The sequence below is a fragment of the Flagellimonas algicida genome (assembly GCF_049629585.1).
Lineage (GTDB): Bacteria > Bacteroidota > Bacteroidia > Flavobacteriales > Flavobacteriaceae > Flagellimonas.
This window is the reverse complement of the sequence record NZ_JBMYIX010000001.1, coordinates 1,022,341-1,041,783: the sequence shown is the minus strand read 5'-3', so window position 1 is coordinate 1,041,783 and position 19,443 is coordinate 1,022,341. Positions and strand designations below refer to the sequence as shown.

The following is a 19,443-nucleotide window of genomic DNA, read 5'->3' as shown; positions in this document are numbered from 1 at the left end:
TGACCAAAGTCAGGGTTTTTTGTTTGCTTGATTTGGGTTTTATGCTGCGTTCAATTGGCGCATTTCCATTTCACGAAGCTTTTCCAACGCTTCTGATTTTGAGTTGACATTGAGTTTTACGTAAATGTTTTGAATATGGAAATTGACCGCACTCGGCGTAACGCAGAGCTTGTCCGCAATCATCTTATAGGTGAATCCTTGGGTAAGGAGTTCGGCAATTTGGTTTTCCTTTCTCGAAAACGAGTCAAACGATTTGGTCTGGAAAGAATGGATGATTTTTTTGGCCACATCGTGCTCCAGGGCTACACCGTGCTGATCTAGTGCTGCAACGGCAGCAAAGAGCCTTTCTTTGGTCAAAGGTTTGGTAAGGTAGCCACTGGCACCCTTTTTAAAAGCTTCCTTGATGAGCTTGAAATCATTTTTTCGGCTCATCATCAAGATTTTCAGGTCTTCATCTTTCCTGAGGAAGTATTCCAGGCCATCAATTCCGGAAATTCCGGTCAAGGCCACTTCGGATAGAATGATATCCGGGGCTTTTCTTCCAAAATTGGACAAAAGTTCATGAACGGTCCTATAAATACCGTGCAGTCCATATTCAACTGTATCTTCAAAATACAATTTATACATAGGGTTTAGGCTTTCATCGTTATCGATGATCGCAATTTGTAAAGGGTAAGTTCTCATGACGCATAGATTTGGGGGTCATCTGATTCTGTTACTGTAATTAAATCCCTTTTAGGTAAAATTTGGGCAAAAACTACCTGTTCCGCCAGTTGAATGGGGAGGAAAATGGAACGCATATCAAAGAAGCATTGCATTGAATGTCAAATGCACGCGCCTAATGCTGCCATTGTCCGAACCAAACAAATAGGGCAGGTCGACCCTTATGGGGTCAGATCAAAATGTAGTTTAGAAAAGGTTATTGGGTACCTTAGAAAAGTAGCTTGTAGGTAGCTTTAGGTATGCCTTTTTTCCGAGAATTGTAGTTTGTTTTCATGACTAATAGATTTGGGTTTGTATTATTTCAAAAATTAAATTAGTTTTTTTTTCACTCCCACAGAATTTTTTGTAGTGTTTTTCGTTCAAATGCATTCCGGCAATTGGATTGGATTTGCTGAAAATCAATGGTTATGAAGCAATTATTTAGGTGTAAATAGTTGCTTTACAATGGAATGAAAAAAAATAGGATGCATTTTAATGCATCCTATTCTTGGTAAAATCGGTCAGATTGAAATAATACAACCCGCTTCTATGATAGACTGTCAGTTCCCCCTGTCTTTCTTATCATGGTCATGAGTGTTTCGAATCTCGGCTATGAAACAGAATCTGATGACACCTCAGGTAGTTGACCGACTTTAATTTCATATTTTATTTATCCTCAAAGGAAGTACTGGTGTACTCTTGGGTGGTGTTCATGGCGGTTTGGATGTTGGCATCCCGCTCCGCAACGTATCGGTTGTCCTCCTTTTTGGAATGTCCGTAGGCTACGGTATACTGTGAAATGGTGTGGTTTTGTCCTCGATTGGAGACTACAAATCCCAATCCCTTTTCAGGGCTCAATTGAATGGCGTAGTCGTCACGATCACTGTTGATATGGTCTCCCAGGTTTACGGAAGGGGTCAAGGTGTTCAACACAACCTGTGTGGCATATAGGTCCAGGCCACCATAACCATCCCTTCCTTCGGAAGCAAAGAACAGCAAGGTTCCATTATAGAGGTTAGGGTATAGCTCATCTTCTTTGGTGTTGACCTTGGGCCCTAAATTTTTGGATACGCCCAAACTGCCATCAGATTTGATTTCGGCTACATAGATATCGTATTTTCCATAGCTGCCTCGCATGTTGGAAGCGAAGAACAAACGCTTACCATCATCAGAAATAGTGGGGTGCTTGGCGGAAGCATATTTTGGACAAACCTCCATTTTGGTCACATTTTTCCATTCGCCGTTGATGTTTTCGGCCCTATAAATTTCATGGATGAGTTCTTTTTTGGAGAACACACCAGTTAAAGGTTTTTGGTAGGTCGCTTTACTGAAATAAGCCGTTTGGCCATCTTGGGTCACCGTCATGGAAGGTACATAACCATCCAAGGTAGATAAATTGCCTTCCATGGCATGGGATACAAGGTCCTTGTCCATTTGGGCGTTGGTATTTTGACTATACATTAGTATTCCAGAGAAAAGTAGGCTGTAGATAAGTGAACGTGTCATGATATTCTGATTTGGGGGTTAATACATGACAAAGATCAAAAAGATTTTAAGGGAATACTTATGAATTTTTCATAGGTTTTTACTTTTACCGAGTAAAAAGTGCATTTTATCGAAAAAATTTTAAAGATTTTTCATTCAAACAACATCTAAGTAACGTTTATCGGTGATTTTTAACCTTTTATCTGCTTAAAGGTGACCTTTTTATATATATAAAGACCGCAATCTGAGGTTGATGGGCACATGAGGGGCTAATCTCAATTCGCCGTAAAGGGTCGGAATACCTTTTTTACAAATCGTGGAGGTTCAAAGCGATACCCCAGATATAGTACCCCATAGAATTCGTCATTCTTCACACTACTGTTGCTGTCTTCGTTATACCAATTGGAGTTAAGGGTAAGATTGACTCCAAAGATTACTTTCTCCGAACTGTATCCCAAATTGATGCCGCCTGAAGCGGAACGGGTAAAATAGGTCTTTCGTTCAATCTCGGTGATTCCATTTTCTGTGGATTCATCTTTGGAGAAGCGAGCACCTAGGGAAGGGGATACATTTCCGGAAATAAACCAATTCTCATGGAATACATGGGTGTAGAAATATCTTGGGGAAAATCTCAGGTTAAAAAACTTTTCCTTGCTGCGGAGCCCCAGTTCATCAAAAGAAAAAATATTGTAGTCATAATATAAGGTTGGGATAAGACTGCCGCTGCTTACTTTTTGCCACTCATTTTGATAGACAATGTTCCGATATGAAAAATTTGGGTTGAGTACATACGAAGTAGACATGCCATAATGCGAGTTGGTAAGGTTGTTGAATTGTATGTACGAGTTGGTTCCCTCTATCCAGCCCGGGGCAAAATCGGCTGTGTTCTTTACGTAATAGCCAGAAGTTTTGCTATAATTGAGACCTTGTACCCATTTGCCCAAGAAGAACCGAAATTGATAGTCGGTAAATGACGATTTTCCCTTAAGGTCCTCATCGGCATTGGCCCCAAGGAATTTTGGAACGAGCCCTACACTTACCCCGATGAATTCATAATCCAAGGAAAGAAAAAGCCGGTACCTGCTGTTTGGAGCCAGTTCCAGTCTGGCATCCTCAGTACGGTTTCTATAAAGGAGTACATCGGTCCGGGTATCTATATTGGCTTTTAAAATGATTTTGTCCGTGTATGTGACTATCCTGCTCGTATCTTGCTGTGAATGGCCGTGCCAGCATGTAAAAAATAGACCAAGGGAAAAAATCCCAAAAAGGGAAAAGTGTATGGGGCCATTAAGAAAGTATCTGGACATATAGCCACAAGATACACAGCTTTAGCCAATCCGCGTTCCGTTTTTCACGTTTCGCTCCGGTTGGATAAGGATTACTTCCTTGTTGTCCCCAATTCCGCCAAGGACAAGGCATTCGCTCATGATGTTTGCAATCTGCTTAGGGGGAAAGTTCACCACGGCCACCACTTGCTTTCCAATAAGGTCTTCGGGGGTATACAGTTGTGTGATTTGGGCAGAGGTCTTTTGTTTTCCCAAGTCGCCAAAATCGATGATCATTTTATAGGCCGGGTTTCTGACTTCCTCAAATATTTCAGCACTAATGATGGTGCCGACCACCATCTGTACTTTTTGAAAATCTTCCCAGCTAAGGTTTCGGTCGGGTTCAATATCCACGGACATATGCTTTTTTATGCAAGGTACAATCTCCATTTCCAATGGGCCAAAACCCATAATGGGTTTAACTCCATATTATCACTTTCCCAATAGGTTTTTCAATATGGGGATTTCAAAGCGATGTTGCCAAGCCAAGAAACAGCAAATGGCAAAAGTGATCAGGGCCAAAATAAAAAGGGTACCTCCATCATTCTGGACTTCAATACCAAGCAGGGTAAGGTGAGAAAAAATGGCCCCTCCAAGGATTCCCATGCCCAATACCGCCCCAAGCCCAGTGGTTCTTGACACTAACAAAAGAATGGCCGTTACCAGTTCCAATACCCCGATTCCTATCCGCCCAACCGGTTCCAGACCCAAGGTCTCAAAAATATATACCGATTCTGGGGCGGCGGTGAACTTAAAGTATAGGGTCTGCAATAAAATTACCGAGGCAATGATTTTCAATAATAGATGGATGATGGATGTACGGGTCATGATGGTGCTGTTTTAATAATGGTACCATCTAGGTCGTAAAAGTGTGACGTAGTTAACGTTAAAAGTTGTATTGGCCATAATTTTATACAATGGGTTATTTTTGTATGAGAATCAGCATGGGACATTCCCATCGCAATCGAGAAATGATAGATGGAATTACTGGAGCATTTAAAGTGGCGTTATGCCACCAAAACATTCGATCCCACCCAAGAAGTATCCGAAGAGGATATGGAAAAGCTGAAAGAGGCGATACAGTTATCGGTCTCGTCCTATGGACTACAGTTGTATAAAGTATTGGTGATTTCAAACCAGAGGCTCAAGGAGGAATTGAAAGCGGCCTCATGGAACCAAGACCAGATTACGGATGCCTCCCATCTTTTTGTGTTCTGCAACTATACAGAGCGAAAGGATGAAGACGTGGACACCTATATCCAATCCATTTCACAAATACAGGGCACCCCCGTGGACAAATTGGAGGGATATGGGAACTTGATCAAACGTAGTTTGGTGGAAATGGATGAACCCACTTGGATTTCATGGTCCGAAAAACAGACCTATCTGGCCATGTCCACGCTTTTGATGGCCTGTGCCGAGTTGCGGATTGATGCTTGCCCCATGGAAGGCTATGAGGTGCAAAAGTACAATGCAATCCTAGGGCTGGACGAACAAGGGTTGAATGCAAGCGTGATAGTTCCCGTGGGCTATCGCTCCAAAGAAGACCATACCCAGTTTAGAAAAAAGGTGCGCAAGCCGCTTGAAGAGCTCTTTGAGATTTTGTGAAGGGTAAAGAGTTAAAAAAAGCCCCTATCTAAGGGGCTTTTCACGTCATTAAGCGGAGGAAGAGGGATTCGAACCCCCGGAGGTGTGACCCTCAACAGTTTTCAAGACTGCCGCATTCGACCACTCTGCCATTCCTCCTAAGCGGGTGCAAATATATAAAGCTTTTTTGGTTCTGTAAAAGTTTATAAACTTTAATTTTTTACACCAATGAATCCCATTTTAAGGGAGTACTTTTGTGTACATGATGGAATGGTACCACTATGTGCTTTTGGTTGCGGTTGGTTTTGCCGTGGGCTTCATCAATACCGTGGCGGGAGGTGGTTCCCTACTGTCCTTGCCCACCCTTATCTTTTTAGGGCTTCCCCCGGCCGTGGCAAACGGGACCAATAGGGTGGCCATCGTTATCCAAACGGCTTTGGCTACCGCGGGTTTCAAGAGTAAGGGGGTTTCTACCTTTCCATTCAATCTATATTTGGGTATTGCGGCCTTTTTAGGGGCTATTTTGGGAGCTTGGATTGCCATTGATATCAACGGCGAGACCTTTAACCGGATTTTGGCCATGGTCATGTTGGCCGTGGTGTTGATCATTGTTTTTAAGCCCAAAATGCGTTTGGAGGATATGGAAGAAAGGCTCACGGGCAAATACCTATGGTTGAGCCTCATTGTGTTCTTCTTTTTTGGGATCTATGGCGGATTCATCAATGCAGGTCTAGGTTTTTTAATGATATTTTTCATGCACTACGTAAACCGGATGAACCTCGTTCGGGTCAATGCCACCAAGGTGGCCGTGGTTTTTATATATATGCTGTCCGCCTTGGCCGTTTTTGCCCTTAATGATAAGGTGAATTGGAAATTGGGGCTTATTTTGGCCATTGGAAATGGCTCCGGGGCATGGGTGGCGAGCCGTTATTCTGTAAAAAAGGGAGACGGATTCATAAAGACTTTTTTAGTGGTTGTGGTCATTGCCATGGCCATTAAACTGTGGTTTGGTGATCAATTGATAGATTGGATTTGTTCCTCTGTCTTTGGGGATTTTTGTGATAAATAACTTATATAAAATAGTATGCCGGGTTTTGAACTTTTTGGAGATAAGGAACGGGAACAGGTACAGGATGTGCTGGATTCTGGGGTATTGATGCGTTATGGGTTCGATGGAATGCGTGACGGACATTGGAAGGCAAAGGAGTTGGAAACTGCCCTTTCCGCTAAAATGAAGTCCAAACACGTACACCTGTTGAGCAGTGGTACGGCCGCCCTTACGGTTGCGTTGGCCAGTGCCGGAATAGGGGCAGGGGATGAGGTAATTATGCCCACGTTCACCTTTGTGGCCAGTTTTGAATCTATTTTGGCGCTTGGCGCCATTCCTGTTTTGGTGGACATAGATGATACCTTGACGTTAGATTCTTCCGCAGTGGAAAAAGCCATAACGTCAAAAACCAAAGTGGTGATGCCCGTACATATGTGCGGCTCCATGGCCAATTTGGAAGCGTTACAACAGATTTGTGACCAACACGACCTTCTGCTTTTGGAAGATGCCTGCCAGGCCATTGGGGGAAGTTATAAAGGAAAACCTTTGGGCAGTATTGGGGATTTGGGCTGTTTTTCTTTTGATTACGTAAAAACCATCACCTGTGGTGAGGGAGGAGCCGTTATCACCAATAATGAAGCCTATTACCAAAATGCCCATAAATATTCCGACCACGGGCACGACCATATTGGAAATGATAGGGGGGCGGAAGCGCATCCTTTCTTGGGATACAACTTTCGGATTTCAGAATTGAACGCTGCCGTGGGACTGGCTCAACTGAATAGACTGGATGAATTTATCGCGCTACAGAAGAAAAATTATACCATTTTAAGGGAAGCGCTATCACAGGTTCCAGAGGTTACCTTTCGAACGGTGCCTGATGGGGGAGAGGAAAACTATTCATTCCTGAGTTTCTTTCTTCCTTCGGAAGCGATTGCCCAACAAGCCCACAAAACTTTGGGGGAAAACGGAGTTGATGCCTGCTTCTATTGGTACAACAACAACTGGCACTACTATAGAAAATGGGAACACCTCACCCAATTGGAATCATTGGGCAACCTGCCCCAAGAAGTCATTGAGGGCTTACCGGATTACTCCAAGGCCGATTTTTCCGCATCGGACCACTGGATAGGCAGGACCATTTCATGTCTGATTAAATTAAGTTGGACTGAAACTGAAGTCCGGGAAAGGGCTAAAAAAATGGTGGAAATCCTTGAAAAAGCCTGATAGGTCCAATTTTGTATTTGGGAAAAACCTAATACTTCACATACTCCACAATTTCCAAACCGTAACCTACCATTCCAACTCGGCGGGTCTGTGCGGAATTTGAAAGCAAGCGGATTTTGGAAATATTGAGGTCGTGTAATATTTGAGCACCAATCCCAAAATCTTTCGTGTCCATATCAATTTTGGGAGCTTTGAGGACACCCTCTGCCTGAAGTTTCTTCAATTCTGCCAAACGGCCCAATAAATTTTTGGATTGGTTCCCTTGATTGATGAAAATCATAGCGGCTTTGTCTTCAGCGTTCAAGGCATTGAACATTCGGTTCAAGGTCTCATCCGGATTGTTGGTCAAGGTGCCCAAAATATCATTGTTCACCAAAGTGGAATTGATACGGGTCAAGACCGGGTCACCGTGTTTCCAGCTCCCTCGGACCAAGGCAATATGTACTTGATCGTTGGTGGTCTGTTTGTAGGCGCGCAGACGGTATTCCCCAAATCGGGTTTGGATAGTGAAAGCTTCTTTGAGTTCAATCAGGCTATCATGCTCCATTCGGTAAGCGATCAAATCCTCGATGGAAACGATCTTAAGGTCAAATTTTTTCGCCACTTCCAAAAGTTGGGGCAAACGGGCCATGGTGCCATCCTCGTTCATGATTTCCACGATGACGCCAGCAGGCTCCAATCCCGCCAAGCGGGCAAAATCAATAGCGGCTTCGGTATGTCCTGTACGGCGTAGCACACCACCTTCCTTGGCAATGAGTGGAAAAATATGTCCCGGGCGGGCCAGTTCATGGGCCTTGGTGTTGGCATCGGTCAAGGCCAAGATGGTTTTGGCCCTATCCAAAGCGGAAATTCCCGTGGTGACCCCATTTCCCCTCAAATCCACAGAAACCGTAAAGGCAGTTTCCAAGGGGTCGGTATTGTGCGTCACCATTTTGTGGAGTCCCAAATCCTTGCACTTCCCTTCGGTAAGTGGGGCACAGATAAGCCCTCGGCCATGGGTGGCCATGAAATTCACTGTTTCAGGGGTAATCAGTTCGGCAGCGGCCACAAAATCGCCTTCATTCTCGCGGTTTTCATCATCCACCACAATAATGACCTTGCCTTGTCTGATGTCTTCAATGGCTTCCTCTATGGCGTGCAACTGTATTTTTTTCTCCTCGACCATTACTCTTCAGAATCTTTTCTTTTTCGTTTAAATATGCTTCTAATACGATCTATAATGTGTCCAAACCCAAACAGTCCTCTATCCGCAGTGGCCCTTTTGGTCAATGAAATACCCAAGGGCAGCATGATCAAGGTGGAAAGCCAGGCTCCGATCGCGGGGTGTATATTACCTTCCTTGGCGTAGTTTCCGGCGAATACCCCAATAAAATAATAGGTCAAAAATAAGACAATGGCAATCACCATGGGCAATCCCAGACCTCCTTTTCGGATAATGGCCCCTAAGGGTGCTCCTACAAAAAATAGAATAATGCACGAAAATGCCAAGGCGAACTTTTTATGCAAGGAAAGAATATGACTGTTGTAGAACTTGAACCGTTGCTGCAATTCATCTTTCTTGGAAACTACGGTGGTCAAGATACTGGTGACCGAATTTTTGGCATTGTTAACGATTTGTAACTGCTGCCAATCTTGGAACGATTCCAAAAGTTCGTCCACACTTTTGAGGGAATCTTTTGAAATTTTATTTACAGGAATCTGGGTCGCGGCTTGAATGGTGTCCCTAATAGCTGCTTTTGGAGGAAATGCCCCCATACGATTGACGATATTCTTGGAGAATGCCTCGACCTTTTCCAAATTGTTGGTTCCCAACGAGTCGATATCCTTGATCAAACGCCCCACATTCTTCATTTTGTCCGTGGTAATATTCCCGTCTTCCTCCAAATCTTGATTGTTCAGTTCCGATATATCTATGTTGATGGTATAGGTTTCAAAATGGGCCTTGGCGAAAGGTTGTTTTCTTTTTTCCTTGTTATCCTTTGGAACCAGCTCCTCGTAGTAATTGCCATCTTTCAGCACCAACTGGATAATGTCGGAATCCTCACTACTGATCAATTCCCCTCCTTTGGCCTTGATGACCGTGCTGTTTACATTTTGGTTGGTTTTTTTGTGGATGACCACATTGTCCAAAAACCGGTCTTGTTCCCCGTACTTGCGTTCCACTTTAATGTTCATGCCCTCACCGGTACCCTCAAAATCACTAAAAACCCCTTCGGTAATGGCTGCGGCTGGTTTTACCTTGGCAATGTTACGTCTAAGGTTGAATATTTTTTGTTCGGATTTTGGAATAACATTGTTGGCGAAGAAAAAGGTGACCACCCCTAGAAAAAGTACGAAAATGACCAAGCTTCGCATTCCTCGCTGTAGGGATATCCCTGAAGCTTTCATGGCAGCGAACTCATAGTTTTCCGCAAAGGTACCAAAGGTGAGGATGGACGACAGCAATACGGTTAAGGGCAATACCTTGTCCACCAAAGTGGGGATGAAATAAAAAATAAACTTCCCAATAATGACCATGCCTAGACCTTTTCCTGCCAAATCATCTATAAAAAGCCATATTCCCTGAAAGATGAATATGACGATCAAGATGACAAAGGAGCTAAAGAAGTTATAGAGAAACCTCGATAATATATACTGGTCTAGTATTTTCAATGGCTAGTTTCGTGTTATGTAATACCCTTTATCCTCGTATTTTTTCTCGTCAAAGGTAAATAGGGTACTTGAAAAAGGCTGGTTGGTTTTGAAAGAATTAACGGTTATAGTGGTTTTTGTGCCGTTGTTTCCCGTCTGGATAAGCTTGTAGATATGCTTGGTCTGTGTGTCAACGCCCAAGAGCACGGATTTGATCTCCGTATTGGAATCAATGGGGGTGAGCTTTACATATTGTATTTTCCTTCCGCCCACATTTTGCAATATGTCCCAAGCATAGTTGTGTCCGGTTTTGTAGAAGGTAAGCATTTTTGAAGGGCTCACATTGTCAGCATCTTGATCAACATCCTCAATGGTCACTTCCTCATTTTCGGGGACAATGGTGTATACCTTGTTGCCATCATATAATTGTTGGGCCCCAAAATAGTTCAGAAAGTATTTTTCGCCACTCAAGGAAACATTACCGTGTGTTTCCTGCTTTAAATTGGCCTCACTGTTCTCCAAGGTCGATGTAAAATCGATATAGATATTGTCATAGCTTTTCACCTTATTGTAGACTTCGTCCAAAAGTGCCTTGGCCTGTGATGAGCTCTGCCCATATGAGAATAGTGCAACGGTAAAAAGTCCGATAAAAAGAATGTGTTTTTTGATCATGGTATTATTTTGATTCGTTTTCTAAAAATTGTTCCAGGGAATACATGTCCGGAATCAAGACCTGACGGGCTTTGCTTCCTTCAAAAGGACCTACGATCCCGGCGGCTTCCAGTTGATCAATGATCCTACCGGCCCGGTTGTATCCCAATTTCAGTTTTCGCTGGATCAGGGAGGCGGAACCTTGTTGTGCCGTAACGATGACTTCGGCGGCTTCGCGGAACATGGCATCCCTTTCCGAAATATCATAATCAATACCCGTGCCAGAGTCTTCACCTACGTATTCTGGCAGTAAATGGGCCTCAGGGTAGGCGCGTTGCGAACCAATGTATTCGGTGATCTTGGACACTTCGGGCGTATCTACAAAGGCACATTGCAAACGGGTCACATCGTTCCCTTGGGTGTAGAGCATGTCCCCGCGGCCAATGAGTTGGTCGGCACCTTGGGCGTCCAGAATGGTCCGTGAATCTATCTTGGAGGTTACCCGGAACGCAATCCTTGCCGGGAAGTTGGCTTTTATAATGCCCGTGATCACGTTGACCGAAGGCCGTTGGGTGGCAATGATCAAATGAATTCCAATGGCACGGGCCAACTGTGCCAATCTGGCAATGGGGGTTTCCACTTCCTTGCCTGCGGTCATGATCAAATCTGCAAACTCATCGATCACCAAAATGATGTAGGGAAGGAATTTATGCCCATCGTTCGGATTTAATTTACGGGCCTTGAACTTGGCATTGTACTCTTTAATGTTCCGTACCATGGCTGCTTTTAACAGCTCATAGCGATTGTCCATCTCAATACAGAGCGAGTTCAGGGTATTGATCACCTTGGTGTTGTCCGTAATGATGGCTTCATCCGAATCCGGGAGCTTGGCCAAGAAATGCCTTTCAATTTTGTTGTAGAGGGTCAATTCCACCTTTTTGGGGTCGACCAAAATGAACTTGATTTCCGCCGGGTGTTTTTTATAGAGGAGCGAGGTGATCACCGCATTCAATCCTACGGATTTTCCTTGTCCGGTGGCACCCGCCATGAGCAGGTGGGGCATTTTGGCCAGATCCACAACAAAAGTCTCATTGCTAATGGTCTTTCCAAAGGCAATGGGAAGTTGCATTTCCGCTTTTTGAAACTTGTTGGACGCTATCACAGATCGCATGGAAACAATGGACGCGTTCTTGTTGGGCACCTCAATACCCACGGTTCCCTTGCCTGGAATGGGAGCAATGATCCGAATGCCCAATGCGGCGAGGGAAAGGGCGATATCGTCTTCCAGGTTTTTGATCTTGGAGATACGGATACCCGCTTCGGGGACAATCTCGTATAGGGTGACCGTAGGGCCTATGGTGGCCTTGATCTGTGCAATCCCGATTTTGTAATTCTTAAGGGTACTTACAATACGGTTTTTGTTTTCCTCCAGTTCCTCTTGGTTGATGGTAATGCCACCGGCTGCACCATGCGCCTCCAATAGTTCCAAAGGTGGGAACTTGTAGCTGCCGAGTTCCAGTTTAGGGTCGAATTCCCCAAAATCCTTGACCAATTTTTCGGCCTTGATGTCTTTTTCCTCTTTTTCTTCCTTGACTTTTTCAACCTCCAGACTGATGTCGGCCTCTTCCTCTTGGGGAAGGTTCACATCCAACCCGGCTTCATTCTGAAGGGGTGGGATATCTTTTTTATGGGTATAGGTGTCCACGGCAACGGGAACTTCCTCTTCCTCTTTCAGGTTCAGCTCAATAGGGAGCTCTTCCGTTTCTTGTTTTTTTGCAACAGGGGTTTCCGTTTGAAAATCGGACTTTATTTTTTGGCGTTGCGAACGGAAGAAATTGGCGACCCCTTCGGGCGTAAAATTGAAGAGTTGTACCAAGATGACCATCAGCATAAAAATCAAAATCAAGAACACCCCTATTTTTCCGGTGTAATCTTGGAGGAAATCGTTCATTTCAAAGCCAATAAGCCCACCCAACAAAGGTTGGCTGGAAGCAAAGAAGCCCAAGGCGATGGATACCCAGATAATACCGATAAAGCCCCAAATCCATTTGCCAATGAGGCCTTTTCCACTTAGTCCCAAAAACAGGTATAACCCAGTGACGGCCAGTAATAAGGGAAAGGCAAACGATGCAAGACCAAATCCTTGGTACATGAAAAAATGGCTCACACTGGCCCCGAACTTGTTCAGTAAGTTGCTGGCCTGGGCATTTCTGTGGGCAAATTCGGAGAGAATGCTCTGATCTTCCTGCCATGTAAAGTAATAGGACATGAACGAGAAGAAAAGTGCTATGCTGAGAACAATCAGCAAACTGCCCAAGATGATCTTGTTTTGCTTGGAAGGTCTAAAGGAGGCCTTCTTTTTGGCGGTTGTAGGTTTGGATTTTGATTTTGTCCTTTTCTTTGCCATTAATCCGTTTGCTATGGGGCTAATTTACAAATTTACGCTGCTATACCGGGTCTTGGATGTTCTTACATCAATTTGGGTATATAGATGATCAATCCAATAATACTGGCCATGATGGATACGATCATCACTGCACCCGCGGAAATATCTTTGATCAGACCAATTTTAGGGTCTTGATCAGGTTGTACATAGTCCGCCAGTTTTTCAATGGCCGTGTTCACTCCCTCTATGCCCATGACCAATCCAATGGCAAAGAGTTGAAGCATCCATTCCGTGGCCGATATTTCAAAATAGAATCCGGCTGCGGTCATTACCAAGGCAATAAAAAACTGTATTTTGATACTGGCCTCGGTACGCAAAAGCAAGAACATGCCTTTGAGCGCATAACCGATACTGCGAATTCTATTATTGAAAAAAGATTCCTTAGGCATCCATCAATGCTTCAAGCGCAGCTTTGTAATTGGGCTCTTCCACAGTTTCGGAAACTTGCTCGGAATAGATGACCTGTCCCTTTTCATTGAGCACCACCACGGAGCGTGACAAAAGCCCTTGCAATGGGCCATCGGTAAACTCTACTTTATAGGATTTTCCGAAGTTTCCATCCCTGAAATCGGATAGGGTCTCCACTTTGTCAATGCCTTCGGCACCGCAGAAACGGGTTTGGGCAAAGGGAAGGTCTTTGGAGATGCAAAGTATCTTGGTGTTGTCCAGTTCGGCCGCTTCTTGGTTGAATTGACGGACAGATTGGGCACAAGTGCCCGTATCTATACTTGGGAATATGTTCAAGACCACTTTCTGGCCTGCATAATCCGAAAGGGAAGCAGGGGAGAGGTCGTTCTTGGTCAGTTTGAATTCCGGGGCTTGGGAACCGTTCTCTGGAAGGTTTCCAAGGGTGTGTATTTCATTTCCTTTTAAGGTGACTGTAGCCATGTTTTTATATTTGGTTCAGCTCCAAAAGTACTTAAAAAAAACCTTCCCGTAATGCATTGCGGGAAGGTTCTTGACTATAAAATATAGTAAGGTTTATTTGTCGATGGAACTGAGCACCCGCGACATAAAGGCATTCATGGCCTCTTTCTTGGGAGTCCCCTTTTGTATCTCGTTGGACACTTCCAAGGCGCCATAGATATTGGAGATGATTTCTCCTATGGTGTCCAGTTCGTTGTCCTTTAACGTAGAGACCTCACAGATGCTTTCCAAGGTCTCTGCGGTTTCCAACAGATAATCCTCGTCATGCTCCTCAACAAAATTTACCAACTGTTTAATGATGGGCAACTTCATTGACCAAGGTTTTTAGTACATCATATTTGTTGGTCTGCACCTGATTTTTCAATGTCCCGTTGGAAAAAGCGGCAAAGGTGGGCAGGTTGTCCACATTGGCCATTTTCCGTGATTCCGGGAATTTTTCGGCATCAACCATCACAAAAGTGACATTTTGGTTAAGGGAAGCCTCTTTTTTAAACTTAGGCTTCATGATCCTGCAATTTCCACACCAGGATGCGGAGTATTGCACCACCACGGACTCGTTACTGGCAACAAGCTCGCTCAGGTTATCTTTTTCCAATTCTATGATCATGGCGCTTAGTTTACGTGGTTGGCCAAATATTCCGCTACTCCGTCACGGTTGGCGTTCATGGCTTCCTTGCCTTCTTCCCAGTTGGCAGGACATACCTCTCCTTTTTCCTGTACGTGGGCAAATGCATCCACCAAACGGATGAATTCCTTTACGTTTCTACCAAGAGGCATGTGGTTGATGCCTTCATGGAACACCGTACCTTCTTCGTCGATCAAATAGGTAGCCCTATAGGTTACATTGTCACCTTCCACAAGAACAGAGTCGGTCTCTTCGTTATAATCTTCATTTGTGATATCCAAAATGCCCAAAGCCTTGGCCAAGTTTCTGTTGCTATCGGCAACGATAGGATACGTTACCCCTTCAATCCCACCATTGTCCTTGGCAGTGTTCAACCAAGCAAAGTGTACTTCTGCAGTATCGCAAGATGCGCCAATCACCAAAGTGTTCCTTTTTTCAAATTCTGCCAAATGTTGTTGGAAAGCGTGTAGCTCCGTTGGACAAACAAAGGTGAAATCCTTTGGGTACCAGAAAAGCAAAATTTTCTTCCTTTCAGCCTTGGCTTTTTCTAAAATGTTGATTTTGAAAGTGTCACCCAATTCATCAATGGCATTTACTTCGATGTTTGGAAATTTTCTTCCGACTAATGTCATTCTTGTGTTTTTTATAAAGGTTATACTGCAAAATTAGCGCAGGGGAATGCCTTTCCCAAAGGAAAAAATCAGTATTTCCTATGGAAGGATAGCCGTGACTTATGGTGTAAAAAAAACGTTGGATTTTTGAAAAGCCAACAATTCCAAAGGGTGAAAAATCATAATTTGGCAAAGAAACGAAGCTCGTGAGGAAATGAGGCTGCAAATTTTTAAGCAGGGGTCTTTTCGGTCAACATTTTAATCTTGATTTTGAAGGCTGCGAACAACAAGGTCATGAACGGACTCAACCAATTAAATATGGCATAAACTCCATACTCCATAACACCAACGCCCAATACGCCGCTATGGTAGGCTCCGCAGGTGTTCCAAGGCACCAATACGGAGGTCACGGTTCCTGAATCTTCAAGGGACCTACTTAAGTTTTCCGGGGCCAGTCCCCGTTCTTCATAAGCTTTGGAAAACATTTTTCCGGGGACCACAATGGCCAGATATTGGTCCGATGCGGTTACATTGAGCGCCAAACAACTGCCCACGGTACTGGCAAAAAGCCCAAATGTGGTCTTGGCCATTTTCAATAAGGATTCGGTAATGCGCTCCAAGGCACCAATACCATCCATGATGCCGCCAAAGACCATGGCACAGACAATCAACCAAATGGTGTCCAGCATACCTGCCATTCCTCCCGAGGAGAATAGGTCGTTCAGTGCGGGGTCGTCCGTGGCAATGGAGGTGTCTACGGTGATCGCATTTAAAATGCCCTTGTATCCTGATTCAAAGGTGAGGTTTTCGCTACCGCTAATGGAGGTGACAATATCCGACTGAAAAATCAATGCGAAGGCGCCGCCCAATAAAGTTCCTATTAACAAGGCCAAAAGAGGAGGTGCTTTTTTAACAATCAAGAAAATCACCGCAACGGGGACCAAGAATAACCAACCATTGATATTAAAGGTACTTCCAATGGTCTCAAGAATAGCTCCTGTGTCAGCCACTCCTTCGGTTTCAACGGTAAAGCCCATAATAATGAACACCAATAAGGTTACGGTGATAGTGGGTACGGTGGTCAGTGCCATATACCGAATATGGGAGAACAATTCGCCGCCCGCCATGGCAGGGGCCAAGTTGGTAGTGTCACTCAAAGGGGACATTTTATCTCCGAAGTAAGCTCCTGAAAGTACCGCGCCAGCCGTCATTCCCAAAGAAATGCCCAAAGCTTCACCAATGCCCACCAAGGCAATACCCACCGTTGCGGCCGTGGTCCAGCTGCTTCCCGTGGCAATGGAAATAATGGCGCAAATAATTACGCAGGCTGCCAAAAATATGGTGGGATTCAATATTTGGAGGCCGTAATAGATCATGGCCGGAATAATACCACTGACCAACCAAGTCCCGGAAAGGGCGCCTACCATCAATAAAATGAGTAGGGCCCCGGTAGTGGAACGCACATTCTCGGCCACTTCGGCAATCATTTGTTTGTAGGATACTTTATTGAAAAACCCCACGATGGCCGCCATGGCACCACCCATAAGAAGGATAAACTGATTGGAACCGCTCAGGGCGTCATCACCAAAAACATAAACATTGTAGGCCAACATAGCTACCAGCGCAAAAACAGGAATCAAGGCTTCCCCAATGGTCAGCTGCTTATTTTCAACAATATGTTCATCCTGTCTGTACTTTGGCTTTTCCTCTTTGTTTGGCATGTGGTCTGAGTTTGTTAAGAGGTAATATTACGATTTTGAACCTTGTTCTCCAAACGGCTTTTTATCGTTTAATCCATAGCGGAATGGGACAGGGACAGAATCCCCAATTTTTCCATGCAGCTCTTCATGGCCAAATAGGTCTGGTGGATATTATTGTCCAATCCAATGGAAAAGCGGATAAGTCCTTGCGACAATCCCAGCGCTTCCTGCTCTTCCATGGGAATTTCCGAAGAGGTAGAACTGCCCGATGCGCTGAAAAGGGTCTTGTAGAAACCGAGGCTCACCGCCAAATAGCCCAATTTTTCGGTTTGCATGAGTTCCATCAAAGCATTGGCCCGATCTACGGAGCCTACGTCCAAGGTGAGCAGACCGCCAAAACCGTATTCCGGATTCATTTGGGATTTCATCAACTTGTGACCAGGGTGACTTTCCAATCCCGGATAGACCACTTTTAAACCATCCCTTTCAAATTCTTGTGCCAAGTAGAGGGCATTTTCACTGTGCTTTTTGATACGGATGTGCAGCGTACGCATATTTTTGAGGATGGATGCCGCCCGAAGACTGTCCAACGTGCTTCCCATGAGCATTCCCGCTCCGTTGTTCACATCTTTTAGGCTTAGGCAGAAATCACTTGACGCACAAACCGCCCCCGCTACGCAGTCACTGCTGCCATTGATGAACTTGGTAAGACTGTGGATGACAATGTCCGCACCCAATTGGGCCGCGTTAATGTTCAAAGGGGAGAAGGTATTGTCCACCACCAAAGGAATACCATGTTTCTTGGCCAATTTGGATAGGGCTGCGATGTCCGCTACTTCCAACAGGGGATTGCTGATGGCTTCGCAATAGATTATTTTGGTCTTTGGGGTGATGGATTGCTCCACCATGTCCAAGTCGGTGATATCTATAAAGGATGTGGAAATATTGAACTTCTTCACGAAGTTTTTCAAAAAGGCATAGGTGCCTCCGTAAATGGTCCTGCTGCAAACAATATGGTCATCCGTATCGCAAAGTTGAAAAACCACAGCGCTGATGGCGCCCATTCCACTAGCAAATACATTGGCCGATTCCGTGCCTTCCAGCTGGGCCATGGCCTCTCCCAAATACAGATTGGAAGGGGAGGAATGTCTGCTGTACAGATAGCAACCTTCAGTATTACCCTCAAAGGTGTCGAACATGGTCTTTGCGGAAAGAAAGGTATAGGTGGACGAGTCCGATATGGAGGGGTTCACCCCACCAAACTCACCAAAATATTGCAGGTCTTGAATGTGTTCCGATGCTTTGTAGTCCATTGTGTGATAATTTTAGGTGAAAGTATTCAACTAAAGACATAAAATCAATAATTTAATTTAAATTTAGATTTCCATTCTATATTTCATTTTTAATAAAGATTTATATTCTAATTTTGATGTAATATTTAATCAGATACAGAAAAAATATCAGCATGGAACTCGACCCAACAGATATAAAGCTGGTGTACTTGCTTCAGGAGGACTGCAAAAAAACCACAAAACAATACGCGGACAGCTTACAACTCTCCAAAACGGCGGTGTATGAGCGTATACGACGATTGGAGCGCAATGGGGTAATCACCCAATATGTGGCCTTGGTTGACAAGGAGAAAGTACGGCGCGATTTTATGGTGCTCTGCCAGATACGGTTGGTACAGCATACCAAGGAAAATGTATTGAAATTTGAACGGGAAATCCTTAAGTTGGAAGAAGTATCCGAATGCTTTCATGTAGGGGGCGACTATGACTATATTTTAAAGATCCATGTGGGGGATATGAAGAGTTATCGCGAATTCATGCTGACCAAGCTTACCACCATCAACAATATTGGGAATACGCAGAGTTCGTTCGTTATCAATGAGGTGAAAAACAGTCCGGCAGTCCATATTTAGCAAACTTTAACCTAAATCGGTGTTAAAAAAGTCCATTGGATAAAGGGGGATGCGTAATTTTTGGCGTATCAAAAAACGAACAACCATCAAAAGACTTCTTTTTCCGTCATGAAAACCCGTACCCGATTGTTTCTCACCGTGTTGGCCACGGTCATTGGAGGGCTGTGTTTAGTCCTGTACACCACACTTTCCCAAGATATTTTGTTTGAAGGCATGAGCTTTTGCTCGTCCTCCCCAATGGATTTGACACTGGGTACTTTGGCCATGTTCACCTCGGCCGTTCTCACAGGTTTCATTTCTTCATTGATAGTGGTCCGGGATAATTTTTGGCCCCATTTTTTCATCTCCCTCTTTATTGTTGGAAAATTATCCATGGTGGCGCTTTGTGGACAGTGGGGTGGACCTTTGTGGTTTGAGTCGGGCGTACACCTTTCTCTTTTGGGTGGACTTTGGTTGGGATGCTACGGCGCCGTTAAATTCCCATTGGCTCCAGTATAGTTGTTCCGCCAAGGGCGCACCCAACTTTTTTACTCGGATATGTTAAGGAAAAATGC

At 44.4% G+C, this 19,443-nt stretch carries 21 protein-coding genes and 1 tRNA gene; 5 read left to right on the top strand and 17 right to left on the bottom strand.

Annotated features, from left to right (window positions below):
- Positions 1 to 39: 39 nt before the first annotated feature.
- From ACPD8L_RS04635 to ACPD8L_RS04615, 5 genes are all read right to left on the bottom strand, one after another.
- Positions 40 to 684: a response regulator gene (locus ACPD8L_RS04635; protein WP_116217842.1), complete on the bottom strand. Its 645-nt coding sequence runs from the start codon at positions 682 to 684 to the stop codon at positions 40 to 42.
- Between the two features lie 684 nt (positions 685 to 1,368).
- Positions 1,369 to 2,208 carry a hypothetical protein gene (locus tag ACPD8L_RS04630; protein WP_423942257.1) on the bottom strand — a complete coding sequence of 280 codons (840 nt, stop codon included), beginning with the start codon at positions 2,206 to 2,208 and terminating at the stop codon, positions 1,369 to 1,371.
- 254 nt (positions 2,209 to 2,462) lie between these two features.
- Positions 2,463 to 3,494, bottom strand: a complete 1,032-nt coding sequence (locus tag ACPD8L_RS04625; protein WP_423942255.1) for a DUF4421 family protein — start codon at positions 3,492 to 3,494, stop codon at positions 2,463 to 2,465.
- A gap of 21 nt (positions 3,495 to 3,515) precedes the next feature.
- A complete protein-coding gene (locus tag ACPD8L_RS04620) occupies positions 3,516 to 3,872 on the bottom strand; it encodes a tRNA-binding protein (protein WP_423942254.1) in 357 nt (118 codons plus the stop codon).
- Between the two features lie 72 nt (positions 3,873 to 3,944).
- On the bottom strand, positions 3,945 to 4,340 hold the full coding sequence (locus tag ACPD8L_RS04615; protein WP_116217839.1) for a DoxX family protein: 396 nt from the start codon (positions 4,338 to 4,340) through the stop codon (positions 3,945 to 3,947).
- A 150-nt stretch (positions 4,341 to 4,490) separates the two neighbouring features.
- Between ACPD8L_RS04615 and ACPD8L_RS04610 the strand changes: the two genes are divergently transcribed.
- A complete protein-coding gene (locus ACPD8L_RS04610) occupies positions 4,491 to 5,120 on the top strand; it encodes an NAD(P)H-dependent oxidoreductase (RefSeq protein ID WP_116217838.1) in 630 nt (209 codons plus the stop codon).
- A gap of 53 nt (positions 5,121 to 5,173) precedes the next feature.
- On the opposite strand, the gene ACPD8L_RS04605 is transcribed toward ACPD8L_RS04610, so the two are convergent.
- Positions 5,174 to 5,258: transfer RNA gene (locus tag ACPD8L_RS04605), tRNA-Ser, on the bottom strand.
- Positions 5,259 to 5,361: 103 nt separating this feature from the next.
- Between ACPD8L_RS04605 and ACPD8L_RS04600 the strand changes: the two genes are divergently transcribed.
- Entirely contained in the window at positions 5,362 to 6,168 is an 807-nt protein-coding gene (locus tag ACPD8L_RS04600) for a sulfite exporter TauE/SafE family protein (RefSeq protein WP_423942253.1), read from the top strand.
- Between the two features lie 15 nt (positions 6,169 to 6,183).
- On the top strand, positions 6,184 to 7,374 hold the full coding sequence (locus tag ACPD8L_RS04595) for a DegT/DnrJ/EryC1/StrS family aminotransferase (protein ID WP_423942252.1): 1,191 nt from the start codon (positions 6,184 to 6,186) through the stop codon (positions 7,372 to 7,374).
- Between the two features lie 28 nt (positions 7,375 to 7,402).
- On the opposite strand, the gene ribB is transcribed toward ACPD8L_RS04595, so the two are convergent.
- The 11 genes from ribB to ACPD8L_RS04540 all read right to left on the bottom strand — a co-directional run bounded on the left by ribB (position 7,403) and on the right by ACPD8L_RS04540 (position 18,278).
- Positions 7,403 to 8,539, bottom strand: coding sequence for a 3,4-dihydroxy-2-butanone-4-phosphate synthase (ribB, locus tag ACPD8L_RS04590; RefSeq protein WP_116217835.1), 1,137 nt, complete (start codon positions 8,537 to 8,539; stop codon positions 7,403 to 7,405).
- Positions 8,539 to 10,026: an LptF/LptG family permease gene (locus tag ACPD8L_RS04585; RefSeq protein ID WP_116217834.1), complete on the bottom strand. Its 1,488-nt coding sequence runs from the start codon at positions 10,024 to 10,026 to the stop codon at positions 8,539 to 8,541. The genes ribB and ACPD8L_RS04585 overlap by 1 nt, the downstream gene beginning before the upstream one ends.
- Before the next feature lie 3 nt (positions 10,027 to 10,029).
- On the bottom strand, positions 10,030 to 10,677 hold the full coding sequence (lolA1, locus tag ACPD8L_RS04580; RefSeq protein ID WP_423942250.1) for an outer membrane lipoprotein periplasmic chaperone LolA1: 648 nt from the start codon (positions 10,675 to 10,677) through the stop codon (positions 10,030 to 10,032).
- Positions 10,678 to 10,681: 4 nt separating this feature from the next.
- On the bottom strand, positions 10,682 to 13,063 hold the full coding sequence (locus ACPD8L_RS04575; RefSeq protein WP_423942249.1) for a DNA translocase FtsK: 2,382 nt from the start codon (positions 13,061 to 13,063) through the stop codon (positions 10,682 to 10,684).
- A 62-nt stretch (positions 13,064 to 13,125) separates the two neighbouring features.
- A complete protein-coding gene (locus ACPD8L_RS04570) occupies positions 13,126 to 13,491 on the bottom strand; it encodes a diacylglycerol kinase family protein (RefSeq protein WP_116217831.1) in 366 nt (121 codons plus the stop codon).
- The gene (gene tpx / locus ACPD8L_RS04565; RefSeq protein ID WP_423942247.1) at positions 13,484 to 13,990 is read right to left on the bottom strand and encodes a thiol peroxidase; all 507 of its coding nucleotides are present in this window, start codon (positions 13,988 to 13,990) and stop codon (positions 13,484 to 13,486) included. The genes ACPD8L_RS04570 and tpx overlap by 8 nt, the downstream gene beginning before the upstream one ends.
- Positions 13,991 to 14,083: 93 nt before the next feature.
- Positions 14,084 to 14,341 carry a DUF6952 family protein gene (locus ACPD8L_RS04560; protein WP_293300909.1) on the bottom strand — a complete coding sequence of 86 codons (258 nt, stop codon included), beginning with the start codon at positions 14,339 to 14,341 and terminating at the stop codon, positions 14,084 to 14,086.
- Positions 14,322 to 14,636 carry a thioredoxin family protein gene (locus ACPD8L_RS04555; protein WP_293300907.1) on the bottom strand — a complete coding sequence of 105 codons (315 nt, stop codon included), beginning with the start codon at positions 14,634 to 14,636 and terminating at the stop codon, positions 14,322 to 14,324. Before ACPD8L_RS04555 ends, ACPD8L_RS04560 begins: the two co-directional genes overlap by 20 nt.
- Before the next feature lie 5 nt (positions 14,637 to 14,641).
- Positions 14,642 to 15,286, bottom strand: coding sequence for a peroxiredoxin (locus ACPD8L_RS04550; RefSeq protein ID WP_293300905.1), 645 nt, complete (start codon positions 15,284 to 15,286; stop codon positions 14,642 to 14,644).
- A 209-nt stretch (positions 15,287 to 15,495) separates the two neighbouring features.
- Positions 15,496 to 16,986 carry a Na+/H+ antiporter NhaC gene (nhaC, locus tag ACPD8L_RS04545; protein WP_423942244.1) on the bottom strand — a complete coding sequence of 497 codons (1,491 nt, stop codon included), beginning with the start codon at positions 16,984 to 16,986 and terminating at the stop codon, positions 15,496 to 15,498.
- 68 nt (positions 16,987 to 17,054) lie between these two features.
- Positions 17,055 to 18,278 (bottom strand): aminotransferase class I/II-fold pyridoxal phosphate-dependent enzyme, encoded by a 1,224-nt coding sequence (locus ACPD8L_RS04540; RefSeq protein ID WP_423942241.1) that lies wholly within the window; start codon positions 18,276 to 18,278, stop codon positions 17,055 to 17,057.
- 152 nt (positions 18,279 to 18,430) lie between these two features.
- Between ACPD8L_RS04540 and ACPD8L_RS04535 the strand changes: the two genes are divergently transcribed.
- Together ACPD8L_RS04535 and ACPD8L_RS04530 are read left to right on the top strand one after the other, a co-directional pair.
- Positions 18,431 to 18,889 carry an Lrp/AsnC family transcriptional regulator gene (locus ACPD8L_RS04535; protein WP_293300900.1) on the top strand — a complete coding sequence of 153 codons (459 nt, stop codon included), beginning with the start codon at positions 18,431 to 18,433 and terminating at the stop codon, positions 18,887 to 18,889.
- 108 nt (positions 18,890 to 18,997) lie between these two features.
- Positions 18,998 to 19,387 (top strand): hypothetical protein, encoded by a 390-nt coding sequence (locus ACPD8L_RS04530; protein WP_147300836.1) that lies wholly within the window; start codon positions 18,998 to 19,000, stop codon positions 19,385 to 19,387.
- The last annotated feature ends 56 nt before the right edge of the window (positions 19,388 to 19,443 follow it).

What these genes read in the sequence shown, in the direction of transcription:
- ACPD8L_RS04550 (WP_293300905.1), bottom strand. Translation starts at nt 15,286, where the DNA reads ATGACATTAGTCGGAAGAAAATTTCCAAACATCGAAGTAAATGCCATT.
- ACPD8L_RS04570 (WP_116217831.1), bottom strand. Translation starts at nt 13,491, where the DNA reads ATGCCTAAGGAATCTTTTTTCAATAATAGAATTCGCAGTATCGGTTAT.
- ACPD8L_RS04630 (WP_423942257.1), bottom strand. Translation starts at nt 2,208, where the DNA reads ATGACACGTTCACTTATCTACAGCCTACTTTTCTCTGGAATACTAATG.
- tpx (WP_423942247.1), bottom strand. Translation starts at nt 13,990, where the DNA reads ATGGCTACAGTCACCTTAAAAGGAAATGAAATACACACCCTTGGAAAC.
- ACPD8L_RS04625 (WP_423942255.1), bottom strand. Translation starts at nt 3,494, where the DNA reads ATGTCCAGATACTTTCTTAATGGCCCCATACACTTTTCCCTTTTTGGG.
- ACPD8L_RS04540 (WP_423942241.1), bottom strand. Translation starts at nt 18,278, where the DNA reads ATGGACTACAAAGCATCGGAACACATTCAAGACCTGCAATATTTTGGT.
- ACPD8L_RS04615 (WP_116217839.1), bottom strand. Translation starts at nt 4,340, where the DNA reads ATGACCCGTACATCCATCATCCATCTATTATTGAAAATCATTGCCTCG.
- ACPD8L_RS04535 (WP_293300900.1), top strand. Translation starts at nt 18,431, where the DNA reads ATGGAACTCGACCCAACAGATATAAAGCTGGTGTACTTGCTTCAGGAG.
- ACPD8L_RS04530 (WP_147300836.1), top strand. Translation starts at nt 18,998, where the DNA reads ATGAAAACCCGTACCCGATTGTTTCTCACCGTGTTGGCCACGGTCATT.
- ACPD8L_RS04595 (WP_423942252.1), top strand. Translation starts at nt 6,184, where the DNA reads ATGCCGGGTTTTGAACTTTTTGGAGATAAGGAACGGGAACAGGTACAG.
- ACPD8L_RS04620 (WP_423942254.1), bottom strand. Translation starts at nt 3,872, where the DNA reads ATGTCCGTGGATATTGAACCCGACCGAAACCTTAGCTGGGAAGATTTT.
- nhaC (WP_423942244.1), bottom strand. Translation starts at nt 16,986, where the DNA reads ATGCCAAACAAAGAGGAAAAGCCAAAGTACAGACAGGATGAACATATT.
- ACPD8L_RS04555 (WP_293300907.1), bottom strand. Translation starts at nt 14,636, where the DNA reads ATGATCATAGAATTGGAAAAAGATAACCTGAGCGAGCTTGTTGCCAGT.
- ACPD8L_RS04635 (WP_116217842.1), bottom strand. Translation starts at nt 684, where the DNA reads ATGAGAACTTACCCTTTACAAATTGCGATCATCGATAACGATGAAAGC.
- ribB (WP_116217835.1), bottom strand. Translation starts at nt 8,539, where the DNA reads ATGGTCGAGGAGAAAAAAATACAGTTGCACGCCATAGAGGAAGCCATT.
- ACPD8L_RS04600 (WP_423942253.1), top strand. Translation starts at nt 5,362, where the DNA reads ATGATGGAATGGTACCACTATGTGCTTTTGGTTGCGGTTGGTTTTGCC.
- ACPD8L_RS04610 (WP_116217838.1), top strand. Translation starts at nt 4,491, where the DNA reads ATGGAATTACTGGAGCATTTAAAGTGGCGTTATGCCACCAAAACATTC.
- lolA1 (WP_423942250.1), bottom strand. Translation starts at nt 10,677, where the DNA reads ATGATCAAAAAACACATTCTTTTTATCGGACTTTTTACCGTTGCACTA.
- ACPD8L_RS04575 (WP_423942249.1), bottom strand. Translation starts at nt 13,063, where the DNA reads ATGGCAAAGAAAAGGACAAAATCAAAATCCAAACCTACAACCGCCAAA.
- ACPD8L_RS04560 (WP_293300909.1), bottom strand. Translation starts at nt 14,341, where the DNA reads ATGAAGTTGCCCATCATTAAACAGTTGGTAAATTTTGTTGAGGAGCAT.